The organism is Streptomyces sp. NPDC031100, from assembly GCF_055570785.1.
In genome coordinates, this window is sequence record NZ_JBVIGN010000003.1 from 588320 (window position 1) to 601768 (window position 13449).

Genomic DNA, 13449 nt, shown 5'->3' on the forward strand with positions numbered 1-13449 from the left:
GTGTTGGTCACTTGACGGCGCCCGCCGTCAGACCGGCGACGAGATAGCGCTGGAGCACCAGGAACCCCGCGACCACGGGCACGCTCACCACGAGCGAGGCGGCCATGATCTGGTTCCAGTAGACGTCGTTGAGGGTGGAGTAGCCCTGGAGGCCGACGGCGAGGGTGCGGGTGGTGTCGTTGGTCATGACGGACGCGAAGAGCACCTCGCCCCACGCGGTCATGAAGGCGTACACCGCGACCGCCACGATCCCCGGGACCGCGGCCGGTACGACGATCCTGAGCAGCGCACCGAGCGGCCCGCAGCCGTCCACCAGCGCCGCCTCGTCCAGATCGCGCGGCACGGAGTCGAAGTAGCCGATGAGCATCCAGATGGAGAACGGCAGCGAGAAGGTCAGATAGGTCAGGATCAGTCCGCCGCGGGAGCCGAACAGGGCGATGCCGGTGGCGTTGCCGATGTTGACGTAGAGCAGGAACAGCGGCAGCAGGAAGAGGATGCCGGGGAACATCTGCGTCGACAGGACGGTCACCGTGAAGACGCGCTTGCCGCGGAAGTCGTAGCGGCTGACGGCGTAGGCGGCGAACACGGCGATGACCACCGAGCAGATCGTCGCCGCGCCCGCCACGATCAGCGAGTTCACGAAGTACTTCGCGAGCGGGACCGTCGACCAGATGTCGATGTACGGCCGGACGGTCAGCCCGCTGGGCAGCCAGCGGAACGTGCCCGTGACGTCCGCAAGGGGCTTCAGCGAGCTGGAGACCATCACGTACACCGGCACCAGCACGAAGCCGGTGAGCAGGGTGAGGAAGATCCGCCGGGACCAGAGGAAGGAACTCTGCGGCGCCATGGGGGACTTATGCATGGGCGACCCTCCGTCCGCGCGAGGTGACCAGCAGGTACACGCCGGTCACGACCAGCAGGAAGAGCAGCAGCAGAACGGACATGGCGGAGCCGGTGCCGAAGTTCCAGGTGACGAACGAGGCCTGGTAGATGTGGACCGAGATGAGGTCCGCGGCCTCGGGGGCCGCCTTGCCGAACAGCACGTACGGCGTGTTGAAGTCGTTGAACGTCCACAGGAACAGCACCAGGACCAGCACCTGGTTGACCGGCCGCAGCGAGGGCAGGGTGATCCGGCGGATCTGCTGCCACATGCCCGCACCGTCCAGCGCGGCCGCCTCGTACAGCTCACTCGGGATGTTCTGCAGTCCGGCCATCACGATGAGAAAGGCGAACGGCCACCCCTTCCACACCGACACGGTCAGCAGCGCCCAGAAGCTGTTGTCGCCGATCAGCCAGAACGACGGCTTGTCGGTGAGGTGCAGCTGATCGTGCAGGACGTGGTTCACCAGGCCGTTGTCGTGCTGGAACATGAACACCCAGGTGATGACGGCCGCGTAGACGGGCAGCGCGTACGGCACCAGGAACAGGGCGCGCAGCAGACCGCGGCCGCGGAAGGTGTCCTGCATGTAGATCGCGGCCGTCGTCCCGATCAGCCAGCACAGGCCGACCGACAGCAGGGTGAAGCCGACGGTGACGAGGAAGGAGTGCAGCAGCGCCTTTCCGACGGGCGCGTCGAAGTCGACCGACACCTGGTAGTTGCCGAGACCGGACCAGGGGGCGGTGCCCCAGTCGCGGATGTAGAACTGGGTGAGCTCCTTGAAGCTCATCACGATGCCGATGACCATCGGCACCAGGTGGACGAGGAGTTCGAGGAGCAGGGCGGGCAGGAGCAGCAGGTACGGCAGTGAGACGCGCCGGATCCGCCCGGTGCGGCGTGGGCCGCGCGCCGCACCGGGAGAGACTGCACGCACCGGCTCCTTCGCAGCGGTAGTGATCGTGGTCATCTCGCTCACGCCGCCGGCATCTGCTGCTGGGCCTTCTCCAGCTTGGCCTTGACGGAGTCGGTGGTGACCGCGCGTCCGGCGGCGGCATCGGCGAACAGGTCCTTGACGGCCGTGCCGACCGCCGTCTCGAACTGCGACTCGGCGGCGACCTGCGGCAGCGGGGCGGAGCTGGTGGCCAGGGTGTCCTTCGGAACGGCGAAGCCCGGGGTGTTGAACGCGGCGTCGCTCTGCGCGGACTCGACCGGCGGGATCGTGCTGTAGGCCTTGTTGAGGATCTTCTGCTCGTCGTCGCTGGTCAGGAACTTCACGAACTGCTTGGCGCCGTCGAGGTTGTGGCCGTTCTTGAAGACGGCGACGTTGATACCGGCGGCCATCGAGTTGATCTGGGTACCGGTACCCGGGGCGCCGGACTGCACGGGCACCGGGGCGATGCCGTACGCGTCCTCGCTCATGCCCTGCGACTTGAGGTTGGCCGCGGCGGACTGCCACAGCAGCATCGCCTGCTTGCCCCTGGCGAAGTCGCTCACCGATTGGTTCTGCGCGTACTCGGCGTCACCGGTCGGGATGACCTTGTCCTTGGCCATCAGATCGACGTACTGCTTGACCGCGGCAACGATCTTGTCGCTGGTGAAGTCGGGCTTGCCGTCGGCCGTGAAGAAGTCGGCGCCGTGCTGCTTGGCGAAGACGAAGACGTGGTGGACGTTCTCCGACACGTTGGCACCCTCGGCGCCGAGCCCCGACCTGCCCTTCGCCGTGATCTTCCTACCGTCGGCGACGAGTTCGTCCCAGGTGGCGGGCGGCTTGCTGATGCCCGCGTCGGCGAAGATCTTCTTGTTGTAGTAGAGCCCGTACGCCATCGCGTACAGCGGCACGGCCGCCGGGTCCTTGCCCTGCACACCCGTCGAGGCCAGCGCGGAGTCGAGGAACCGGTCCTTGCCGCCGATCGCGTCGAAGTTCTTCGCGTCCCACGGCAGCAGCGCGCCGGTGGCCTGGAGGGAGGCGCTCCAGGTGTTGCCGATGTTCAGCACGTCCGGACCCTGGCCGGAGGTGGTCGCGGTGAGGATCCGGTTGAGCAGGTCGGACCAGGGCACGACCTCCAGCTTCACCTTGATGCCGGTCTGCTTCTCGAACTTGTCGAGTTCGGGCTGCAGGACCTGCTTGTCGATCTCGACGCTGGCGCCCTGGTTGGACGCCCAGTAGGTCAGCGTCTTCGGCGAGCCGTCGGACCCCCCGCCGTTCGACGAACCGCCTCCGCAGGCCGTGGCCGCGAGGGCGAGAGACATGGTGACGGCACCTACGGCCGCGGCTCGGATGCTGCGCATGGCTCCTGGTGTCCCTTTCCGGGAGTCGAGACCCTTCGGGGTGGAAGCCGACACCCCGTTCGACCCCCGAACCCCCTCACGGCTTAATTTAGGATGTGAGTTAAACCTCAAGAGAAACGCTCGTCAAGGGATCCGGCAAGGGCATCCGGTCCGGCGGGCCGCACATGTGGGCGCATCAGGGGGATCGGGTGGCAGGGCGGGGCGGTCGCAGACCGTCGACCGGAGCAGACGAAGAAGGGGCCTTGACCGAACTGCCGGGCCGCGGCCCGCGACCGCACACCCGACCCGGTGGCAGCGGCGGTCCTCGCCAAGACCGCCGCATACCTGGGCGCAGGCCTGTCCGACCTGCTCAACCTCTTTCAACCCGAGCGCATCCTGATCGGCGGCCGGGCGGGCCTCCAACTCGGCGGCACCTTCCTGGACGAGGTCCGCGCCCACGCCCTCGCCCACGCCCTCCACTTCCCCGCGGGCCGAGTCCGCATCGACCTGGGCCACCTGAGCCCCGACGCGGTCACGGTGGGCACGGCGGTCCTCCCCCTGGCAGCGTTCTTCGCCCGCGGCGGCAGGCGCCCACAGCCCACGGCTCCTGGGGCACCTTCGCCGGCCTGGCGGACGGCACTGGACGGACGGTTGACCTGAAGGGATCCTGCCTCGTCGCACAGGGGCCTTTGGGCGTACCGGCGTGCGGCGCCGCACCCGCGTACGACACGTCCCCCGCGGCTTTGGCGCGTACCCCATCCGGCGCGTCCCCCGCGGCTTTGGCAGGCACCCCATCCGGCGCGGTCGCCGCGTACGGCGCGAAGGGGACGTGTCGGGGGGTGTCCGCCCGCAGCGGCCGGCGCAAACCCGGGGCCCCTTCGGACCCACAGAGCGCCGGACCGAGGACGGACACCCCCCGGCGCGGCCCCGACCCACGACGAACCGCAGGCACACGCGGGACGGCAGACGCGCGACCGCGACCGCAGCCGCAGCCGCAGCCGCACCCGCACCCGCACCCGCACCCGCACCCGCACCCGCACCCGCACCCGCACCCGCACCCGCACCAGAGATACGGCTACCGGGCCGCCACCGGCTGAGGCGCCATCGCGTAGCCGGCCGGGCGGCTGCCGAAGGTACCGCGGCCCTGAGTACGGCTACGCAACCGGGACGCATAGCCGAACAGTTCGGCGAGCGGCACGGTAGCGGTCAGTACCACCACGCCACCCCGGCTCTCGGACCCGTTGACCCGCCCACGCCGCGCAGCCAGATCACCGAGCACCCCGCCGACCACATCCTCGGGCACGGTGACCGTGGCCTCGACCACGGGCTCCAACAATGCCATCGCACAGCCGCGCAGCGCCTCGCGCAGTCCCAGCCGCCCAGCGGTACGGAAGGCCGTATCGGAGGAGTCCTTCACATGCGTCGAGCCATCGGTCAGCGTGACCCGCAGCCCGGTCACCGGATGACCGCCGAGCGGCCCCTCAACCAGGGCGTCCCGGCAGCCGGCCTCGACCGCACGCACATACTCCTGCGGCACCCGCCCGCCGACCACAACAGACCGGAACTCGAAGCCCACCGCACCGACGTCGGCCCCGAGCGGCTCGACATCGAGCACGACATGCGCGAACTGCCCCGCCCCGCCGTCCTGTTTGACGTGCCGGTAGACCAGCCCGCTCATCCCGCGCACGACGGTCTCCCGACAGGCGACCCTAGGACGCCCGACGGTGACCTCCGGCCCACCGTCCCGCCGGATCTTCTCCACCGCGACCTCCAGGTGCAGTTCACCCATCCCGGACAGCACGGTCTGGCCGGTCTCCCCGTCGGTACGCACCACCAGCGAGGGATCCTCCTCGGCGAGCCGCGCCAGCGCCGTCGCCAGCCGACCGGTGTCCGTACTGCGACGCGCCTCGACGGCGACCGACACCACGGGCTCGGCGACCACCGGTGGCTCCAGCAGCAGCGGAGCGCCGGGATCGCACAAGGTCGAACCGGCCCGCGCCGACTTCAGGCCCGCGAGCGCGACGATGTCCCCGGCGACCGCCCGGTCCAGCTGGGCGTGCCGGTCGGCCATGACCCGCAGGATGCGCGCCGCGCGCTCGGTGCGCCCGCTACCGGGGTCCCACACGGTGTCTCCCTTCTCGATCGTGCCCGAGTAGACGCGCACATAGGTCAGGCGCCCGGTGCTGCCCGCGTTCACCTTGAACGCGAGCGCCGCGAACGGCGCCGCGGGGTCGGCGGCCCGCCGCTGTTCGGTGTCGTCGTGGACCCCGCGTACGGCGGGCACGTCCAGCGGTGACGGCAGGTAGGCCACCACGGCGTCCAGCAGCGGTTCGATGCCACGGTTGCGGTAGGCGGAACCGCACAGCACGACCACGCCGTCGCCGCTGCGGGTGAGGTCGCGCAGGGCGGAGGCGAGGGTGGCCGCGGAGAGCGTCTCCCGGTCGCAGAACTCCTCCAGGGCGGCCGGGTGGAGTTCCGCAACGGCCTCCTCGAGGAGCCGCCGCCGACGCGCCACCTCCTCGCGCAGCACGTCCGGCACCGGTCCCTCGACGGGCCCCTCACTGCCGTCGTCCCAGCCCAGAGCCCGCATGCGCACCAGATCCACGACACCGGTGAAACCGCCCTCCGTACCGATGGGCAGCTGGACGACGAGCGGCGCCGGATGCAGTCGCTCCCGGATGGAGGCGACGGCCCGGTCGAGGTCGGCGCCCGCGCGGTCCAGCTTGTTGACGAACGCGATCCTCGGTACGCCGTGCCGGTCGGCCTGCCGCCACACCGACTCGCTCTGCGGCTCCACGCCGGCGACGGCGTCGAAGACGGCGACGGCCCCGTCCAGGACACGCAGCGAGCGCTCGACCTCGTCGGCGAAGTCGACATGGCCCGGGGTGTCGATGAGGTTGATCCGGTGGCCGTCCCAGGCACAGCTGACGGCGGCGGCGAAGATGGTGATGCCCCGGTCGCGTTCCTGGGAGTCGAAGTCGGTGACGGTGGTGCCGTCGTGGACCTCGCCGCGCCGGTGGGTGGTCCCCGTCGCATACAGGATCCGCTCGGTGACGGTGGTCTTGCCCGCGTCGACGTGGGCGAGGATGCCGAGGTTGCGGACGGCGGCGAGAGAGTTGACGTTGGTGCGCACGGCCCATGGCCTTTCTGAGGATCAGGAAAAAGGGCAGCGCGATTTCCCGGACGAAGAAGACGAAGGCACAGCCATGCCAACGGAAAAGCAGTGAGCTGCAGGCGATCTGAGTCAGAGCATCGTCAGGGCATCCGGTGCCGGCCGCGCAGCGGACACCGGACGGACGAGGACACCAGGATCACCTCGGACCGCAACGGGGAAACGACGACGGCGGTACGGTCACGCACGGCCGGGCTCCCCTCGGTGGTCTCGAATCACAGGTCACGCGGCGCGCGACGCATGGCGAGTCTAGGCGGGGCCGGCTGCCGAGGGCACGGCATTTTCCCGCGAGCGATGGTGCCCGCGCTCCCGGCGCAGGCACCCACCGCCTTCACTCAGGCTTCACTCAGGCGCAGGTGACGGTCACCTGGCCGCTGCCGCCGTTGCTGGAGAAGCTGATCGTGAACTGGCCGTTCTGGGGCTGCTGCTCGGTCCGGCCGCCCAGCGTGATCTCCTGCGAGGCGTTGGCGGCGAGGGTCCCTCCGCCCTGGCTGACGGTGACCCCCGCAGGCAAGGCGCCGACCGTCCAGCTCAGGCTGCCGCTCCCGCTGTTGCGGACGACGAGCGTGTTCGGCCATTGGCCGTTTGCGCAGTACTCCTGCACGCTCGTCGGGCTCAGCGCCAGCACCGGCGGGCTCGACGGCCTCGGCGGCGCCTGCACCGGCGAGGCGCTGCCCCTCCCGGCGGGCGACGGCGGGGCGGAGGCGCCGGCCGTCGGCGAGTGCACCGCGTTGGGCGAGGCGCTCGCGCTGGGCGTCGGCGCAGGGTTGTGGGCGGAGGCCGACGCCGAAACCGAAGCCGAAGAAGCGGGTGCGGGACCGCCGGCAGGGGTCACCGAAGCCGCGGTCGTGGGCGAGGCGGCGGCCTGCGGCGTGGTGGTGGCCGGGTCGTTGCCGAGATGCCGTCCCATGATCACCCCGCCCACGGCGACCACCAGGACACCGCCGCCGATGACCAGCGCCATGAGCTTCCGCTTCTTGGGGCTCTTCTGATGGGGCCTGGTCTTCGGATGCTCGGTACGCCCACCCTGGACGATGATGCCGTGTCCGACCGAACGGGGATCGTCCTGCTTCGGCCCAATGGCCCGAGGATCATCGGTCCCACCGGTACCCCGCCCGCCTTGGACGATGATCCCGCCCTGCACGATGATCCCGTCGTCCTCTGCGAGCCCGCTGATGGATCGGGGGTCGTCCTGCTTGGGACCAATGGCCCGGGGATCATCCTGCTTCGGACCAATGGCCCGAGGATCATCCTGCTTCGGACCGATCGCCCGAGGATCATCCTGCTTCGGACCGATCGCCCGAGGATCATCCTGCTTCGGACCGATCGCCCGCGACGAGTCGTTGGGGCCAGTGGCCGTGCGTCCGCCCTGGACGATGATGGCGTCCGGGTTCGGGGCCGGGTCGGTGAAGCCGCCGTCGGAGCCGGGGGCGGCCCCGTGGGACGCGCTCGGCGTATGCTCGCCGCCGAGGTTGTCCGCTGCCGACGGATCGATGGCCTCCCCGTGCGCGTGGGCTGCCGCGTCGCTCTCCGGACGAGGCACGCCCGGCTCCCGTCTACCGTCGCTCATGGCGCAAAATCCCCCAACTGATCAATTGAACGGGCTGTCGAAACCAGACCTCTTCACCGCCGCCATGACCCATGGCATCGAGGCTGCTCATAATTAGCCACTGCTGAGCGACAACGTCCAGCCCAGGAACGTGACGACGACGTCCCGGTCTCGTACCGAAATCTCCGCACGGACGACCGCACGAGCCAGGCCGGACCAGTAGCAGAGGTGCTGAAAGGGGACAACCACCTGGCCGGTCACCGCTGCTGCGGGATGCAGATTCACGCAAATGCGATGGGTGCACGCGGGGCAAACATGCCTGGTCACCCCAGGCGCTGGCGAGGACACGATGCAGCGCTGGGCGCTCTTTCTCAGACAGGTCGGGCCCCGTCGACCAAGGGGAGGGCCAAGCGGGAAACGCGTCCCTGGCCTGGCCTGATGTCCAGATCCACGCGTCCGCCGTGCCCTTGGGTGATCGCTGTGGCGATGGCGAGGCCGAGGCCGCTGCCGCCGTGGTCCCGGGAGCGGGAGGGTCGAAGCGGTAGAAGCGCTCGAAGACCCGCTCGGCCTCCTCCGCCTAGCGTCCGGGCCCTTGGTCGACGACCGCGATCACGCAGACCGGACCGGTCTTGGCGGGCATCGCGCAACGCTCTCCCAGCCTCCAGGCCAAGCGCCGCTTCGCCCATCACCTCCAGGAGGCGGTACCAGAGCACGCAGAGCGCGTACTGGCCGACCCTGCCTGGGACGCACTGGCCACCGTGCTCACCGAGGCGGAGACCGCAGGGCACAACGCGGCTACCGTGCTCGACCAGACGCTCGGGCAGCGCACCCTAGACGATGCCCACAGCCTCGCCCGTGCGCTGACCCGGCGTATCCGCCGCCTCGGTGAGGGCCACGCAGCGCTCTGCTGCTCAGGGCCCTCCAGCGGCAGCTACGCCGTCGCCGCAGGCGTCGCGGACGCGGCGGCGCTGATCACGGTGATTCAGGGCATGCTCCGGTGCCCTCTGCCATGGCCAAGGCAACGGCACCATCGATGGAGCAGGGCGCTCAGTGGGTGGCTTGCGCAGGCGTGCGATCGGGCGGGAAGTGGTCGGTCGGATTGTCGGGTGTGGCTTGTGCGGAGATCCTTGCTGCCACGCTGCCGGTCGCCGGGGCCGGTGTGGACGGTTCGGTCAGGCCCCGGCGCAGGTGCAGCGATGTGGTGATGCGGCGGATGGTGCCGCCGCGGAACAGGCTCATGGGAGGGATGCCAACGTTGAACTGTTGGCGCACGGAGAGCAGGAGTTCCGTGGCCATCAGGGAGTCGAATCCGTACTCGTCGAGCCGCCGGTGCGGGTCCAGTGCACCGGGTTCCATCGTCATGGCCTTGGCCATGATCTGGGTGACGGCTTGCTGCAGCGCGGCGTGGGCCTGTGTCGGCGGCAGCCCGGCCAGGGAGGCCAGGAATTCCTCCTGGGACTGGCCGTCGATCTCTTCGTAGGTCGGGACGATCAGGCTGTGCCGGGGAGCGGTGACGAGAGGCAGCAGGACTCGGAGCCGGCCCCAGTTGTAGCGGCCTACGCAGGCCACCGGGATGTCACGGGTGAGGATGTCGTCGGCCGCCGAGAAGGCGTCCTTCCAGCCGAGCGGCGGCGTACCCGCAACAGCGAGCTGGGCCGTGAGATTGTTACGGACGTCGTATCCGGTCTCGTCGAGGGCTCCCCAGGCAATGGCGTGGGCCGGGATCCCCGCCTGGCGACGCTGACGGACCAGGGCCTCAAGGTAGAGGTTCCCGCCGACGTAGGGGGCCTGGTTGATGGTGCACGTGTCGGCGGCCTCGGAAGGGATCAGCAGGAACAGGTCGAGGTCCCGCTTGCGGGTGAGCCGGTCCAGGACCGACGCCCCTTGCATCTTGGGGGCCAGCGCCGCCGCGAACCGTGCGACGGTCAGTTCGTCCAGCGGCGCGTCATCGATGTGCATGGCGCAGTGCACCACGCCGCGCAGCCGGTGCTCGCTTGCGTCGATGCCGTCGAGCAGGGCGCGCATGCGTGGCGTCGGTAGCTGCTCTCGGATCTGGCTGGCCAGCACTTACCCCCCGAGCAAGTCCTGGATCCTCGCCTTCACCGAGTCTGTCGGCCGGTCCCAGCTGGTCCGTCGGTCCGGCGTGTGCATGACCGCGGTGTTGCCCGGATACACCAGTACCGAGTTCCATGAGCGAGCCGCCCTCGCCACGAAGAACTTCCCCTGGACTTGGCTCTCCGCTGACCAGGTCGCCATGGTAGCCCTGCGTGATCTCGATCGAGGCCGACTGGTCAGCATTCCCAGTGCTCGATATCGACTGGCCAGTTGGGCCCTCAGACACCTGCCCCGTTCCGTGGTGCTGCCGTGGTGCTGGGACCCAGCCGAAGCAAAGAGATGACCTCCGGAAAGGAGAGCGCCACGCCAGCGGACACTCAGCTGCCAGGCAACCGGCAGCCCTCCCAGCTCGAACAGGTAGGCCGCGAAAGTCCACTCGGCGCCGCACAGGCCGTCTTGCCTCACGCACAGCAGGGTGTGGCGGGCGGTGGGCCGCAGGTCGAAGGCTTCGCGCTTCGAGAGTGGCACTCGAGCCCCCTCGGAGCGCGACCTTCTCCTACGTGGTCGCCATGCCCAAGTCCCAGCCAATCCACGGCCCGCGCATCGACCACGTCCTCGCCCAGGCCCCGCCCGAGGCATGGGGGTGACGAGGCCGACACACCCGACCTCGTGTCCCTCACACCAGCCGAAATCCGTCGTCTGCTGGCAGCTGAACCCGTCGCCGTCCTGCACGCCGCGACCACGGGGTGAAGTGGTCCCGATGGCGACGTCGCCACCAAGCACGTGCCCGGCGTTGTCATTACATGCGGCGCGCGCACATTGGGTGGACGGCCGGCCCAAGACCGTCCCGCGCAGGCCAAACCCTCGCAACACTCCCCACTGCCAGGCCGTTGACCAGCAAAAATACACAAGTTCGACTGGAGTACCAGCACTCCAGTGTGACTTCGTGATCCATCCGGTTGAAGGACTGTCGAGTCGTCGTCGGTAGTGGCTGCGACGGGCGGCGGCTCGGTGGTGTCTGCGCCAGTTCGACCAGTGCAGCAACTTGGGCGGGAGGCGTTCGTCGGGTTCAGCCGGGCGCCGAGCTCCTCCCTCCCGCCGACCCGGGCCCAGAACCGCTCCACCTCCACGAGGCACGCCGGCTCAGGTGTGTCCTTGGCGATCTCCTCGCATCCGACCGGCTCGCCGTCGGCATAGTTGGCTGCAGCGCGCTCCAGCCGTTCCTCGACCGTGGCCCGCCTCCGGGCCACGGGTCCGAGCGGTTGGCGAGAGTCACGTCGTCGCGTGACAAGGGAAGCGCGTGTTTCTGATCATCAGCCACAGGCACTGATCAGAGCACCAGCGTGCCCAGGTCGCGCACGGTGTCGGCGAGCGCGCGGATCGCGTCATTCTCGGCCTCGCCGCGCCAGACCAGCGCGTAGCTGAGGATGGCCAGATCGGGCACCGGCAGCCAGCGGATGTTCGGCATGCCCCAGTACCGCGTCACGTGGCGGGGGAATGTCTGCACGATGTCACCCATCGAGATCAGACTGATCAACTCGTCCGGGCCGAGCACCAGATGGGCACGCTCGATGGCACGGCCGCGCGGGGTGTGGAAGGGCAGGTAGCTGTCCTCCCAGTAGTCCGGGACGCCGGTGGTGGTCGCGTGCGCGAAGTCCGCGAACGCCTCCAGCGGCGCGGTGTCGCGCCCGGCGAGCTCGTGGTGGTCGGCCACGGCCAGCACCCGAGGGTCAGTGAGCAGCGTCGGACCGATCGTCAGATCCGGTTCCTCCACCGGCAGCCAGGCGACGAAGACGTCCATGGCGCCGGCGCGCAGCGCGCCGAACGGGTCGGCGTACGGCGCTGGCCTGATCTGCAGCTCCCATCGGGGATGGTGCCTGCGGAACGCACGCCAGTAGTGGTGCAGGTCGACGATGTTGAACGGCATCATGCCGACCCGCAGCCGCCCGGTCACTCCCCGCCCGGCCATCCTGGCCCGCTCCAGCGACTCGTGCAGGCCCATGTACACAGGCTGCAGATCGTCGCGCAGCTGCCGGCCGACCTCGGTCAGCCGAACCGTACGGCTGGTGCGCTCGAACAGCGCGGCGCCGATCCGGCGCTCCTGCTTCTTGATGGTCTGGCTGACTCGCGCCTGGGAGACGTGCAGGCGCTCGGCGGCCCGGCCGAAGTGCAGCTCCTCGGCGAGCACCAGGAAGATCTCGATGTCCCGGATTTCCACTGGACCCCCCGTGTCCTCGATCGATAATCCCACGGTTATCGATCAGCGCGGAAGTCTACGTTGATCATGGTGATGGTCGGCCGGGAGGCTGGGCGGCATGGAATCACGCATGAAGAATCCCGCGTTCGTCCTGCCGGACGCGATGAAGGGCATCGGCAGCATCATCAAGGCCATCGGCCAGGGCGGAATCACGCACGAGCTGCAGGAGATCGTCGCGCTGCGCGCCAGCCAGCTCAACGGCTGCAGCGCCTGCGTCCACGCCCATGTGCAGAACCTGCGCAAGGCGGGCGAGAGCGAGGAACGGATCGCCACGGTCGCCGCCTGGCGGGAGGCACCGTTCTTCACAGACGCCGAGCGCGCCGCGCTCGAACTCGCCGAACGGACCACCAGGCTGGCCGACCGCTCCGAGGACGCGGTGTCCGACGAACTGTGGGACCGCCTGCGCGGGTACTACGGCGAGGAGCAGCTCTCCGCGCTGATCCTGCTGATCGGCGTCACCAACTTCTTCAACCGCCTCAACGCCGTGGTCCGCGAGCCGGCCGGCACCTCCTGGGGCTGATCCGCCCGCCCGCACCGCGAGCTGACACCGGGCCGCGCCGGACCGCCACCCGAAAGGGCGCCGGTCCGGCGCGGCCTTGTACCGCTCGACCAGCTCCATTGCAACACCACGAAGTCACGCTGGAGTACTAACCTGGCGCTGCCTTGAGACACCCCGGAAAGCAAAGCCGCGCTGGAAGGAACGAACGCACTGGTGACCAGCCCCTGCTGCGTGAGCAATGCGTGAGCGGATGGTGCGACACAAGCTGTCACAAGGTGGATCACGCCTCATGGCGTAAGTCCTCTGACCTGGTGGTTCCGGACGATGGAGAACCATCCGACACCACCCAGCACACCCCTACCGAGACTACTCAGGCCAGCGGCGCTGCAGCCGCGCTCAAAGGGCGACGGGCCAGCCCCGTCCTGGAGCCGATAAAACCGAGCCTACGAAGCGGCCGGCAAGACGTCTCATCTCGCACGCCAGCTGCCGGACCTGCGGCGTCACTGGCCGAGAGTGTCACCGCCTACATCCCCACCGAGGTCGTAGCCCTCACCGGGCCGATCACGAGGCCCGAAGGCCCCAGAAACGACGAAATACCGGTGAGTCACATGACTCGACCGGTAATTCGTGAACGCTTCGGGACGATCTCGTGAACGTCCCGGCTGGTGTCCGAGGGGGGACTTGAACCCCCACGCCCGATAAAGGGCACTAGCACCTCAAGCTAGCGCGTCTGCCATTCCGCCACCCGGACAAGGTGTCTGCCGCCTTGCCG

General features: G+C 69.2%; 10 protein-coding genes, 1 tRNA gene and 2 pseudogenes. 4 read left to right on the top strand and 9 right to left on the bottom strand.

The window, feature by feature from the left end; all coding sequences use genetic code 11:
* Positions 1-7 precede the first annotated feature (7 nt).
* The 3 genes from ACZ5DS_RS10590 to ACZ5DS_RS10600 are packed head-to-tail and all read right to left on the bottom strand — an operon-like array spanning position 8 to position 3166.
* The gene (locus tag ACZ5DS_RS10590) at positions 8-847 is read right to left on the bottom strand and encodes a carbohydrate ABC transporter permease (RefSeq protein ID WP_468236414.1); all 840 of its coding nucleotides are present in this window, start codon (positions 845-847) and stop codon (positions 8-10) included.
* A 7-nt stretch (positions 848-854) separates the two neighbouring features.
* On the bottom strand, positions 855-1844 hold the full coding sequence (locus ACZ5DS_RS10595; RefSeq protein WP_468235832.1) for a carbohydrate ABC transporter permease: 990 nt from the start codon (positions 1842-1844) through the stop codon (positions 855-857).
* A gap of 5 nt (positions 1845-1849) precedes the next feature.
* Positions 1850-3166, bottom strand: coding sequence for an ABC transporter substrate-binding protein (locus tag ACZ5DS_RS10600; protein ID WP_468235834.1), 1317 nt, complete (start codon positions 3164-3166; stop codon positions 1850-1852).
* A 203-nt stretch (positions 3167-3369) separates the two neighbouring features.
* Between ACZ5DS_RS10600 and ACZ5DS_RS10605 the strand changes: the two are divergent.
* Positions 3370-3805, top strand: a pseudogene (locus ACZ5DS_RS10605) (ROK family protein); the annotation flags it as partial.
* A gap of 415 nt (positions 3806-4220) precedes the next feature.
* Here the strand turns inward: ACZ5DS_RS10605 and fusA are convergent.
* The 3 genes from fusA to ACZ5DS_RS10620 form a co-directional block, all read right to left on the bottom strand.
* Positions 4221-6278, bottom strand: a complete 2058-nt coding sequence (gene fusA / locus ACZ5DS_RS10610; RefSeq protein ID WP_468235836.1) for an elongation factor G — start codon at positions 6276-6278, stop codon at positions 4221-4223.
* A gap of 385 nt (positions 6279-6663) precedes the next feature.
* Entirely contained in the window at positions 6664-7887 is a 1224-nt protein-coding gene (locus tag ACZ5DS_RS10615; protein ID WP_468235839.1) for a hypothetical protein, read from the bottom strand.
* A gap of 350 nt (positions 7888-8237) precedes the next feature.
* Positions 8238-8552: an ATP-binding protein gene (locus ACZ5DS_RS10620; protein WP_468236417.1), complete on the bottom strand. Its 315-nt coding sequence runs from the start codon at positions 8550-8552 to the stop codon at positions 8238-8240.
* Here ACZ5DS_RS10620 and ACZ5DS_RS10625 point away from each other — a divergent pair.
* Positions 8484-8838 (top strand): annotated as a pseudogene (locus tag ACZ5DS_RS10625) (mobilization protein); the annotation flags it as partial. The gene ACZ5DS_RS10620 and the pseudogene ACZ5DS_RS10625 overlap by 69 nt on opposite strands.
* Before the next feature lie 75 nt (positions 8839-8913).
* Here ACZ5DS_RS10625 and ACZ5DS_RS10630 read toward each other — a convergent pair.
* Positions 8914-9891 carry a beta-ketoacyl reductase gene (locus ACZ5DS_RS10630; RefSeq protein ID WP_468235841.1) on the bottom strand — a complete coding sequence of 326 codons (978 nt, stop codon included), beginning with the start codon at positions 9889-9891 and terminating at the stop codon, positions 8914-8916.
* 551 nt (positions 9892-10442) lie between these two features.
* Here ACZ5DS_RS10630 and ACZ5DS_RS10635 point away from each other — a divergent pair.
* Positions 10443-10568, top strand: coding sequence for a hypothetical protein (locus ACZ5DS_RS10635; protein ID WP_468236446.1), 126 nt, complete (start codon positions 10443-10445; stop codon positions 10566-10568).
* 683 nt (positions 10569-11251) lie between these two features.
* On the opposite strand, the gene ACZ5DS_RS10640 is transcribed toward ACZ5DS_RS10635, so the two are convergent.
* Entirely contained in the window at positions 11252-12139 is an 888-nt protein-coding gene (locus ACZ5DS_RS10640; RefSeq protein ID WP_468235844.1) for a LysR family transcriptional regulator, read from the bottom strand.
* Between the two features lie 97 nt (positions 12140-12236).
* Between ACZ5DS_RS10640 and ACZ5DS_RS10645 the strand changes: the two genes are divergently transcribed.
* Positions 12237-12698 carry a carboxymuconolactone decarboxylase family protein gene (locus tag ACZ5DS_RS10645; protein WP_361234094.1) on the top strand — a complete coding sequence of 154 codons (462 nt, stop codon included), beginning with the start codon at positions 12237-12239 and terminating at the stop codon, positions 12696-12698.
* A gap of 642 nt (positions 12699-13340) precedes the next feature.
* Here ACZ5DS_RS10645 and ACZ5DS_RS10650 read toward each other — a convergent pair.
* Positions 13341-13428: transfer RNA gene (locus ACZ5DS_RS10650), tRNA-Leu, on the bottom strand.
* Positions 13429-13449 lie beyond the last annotated feature (21 nt).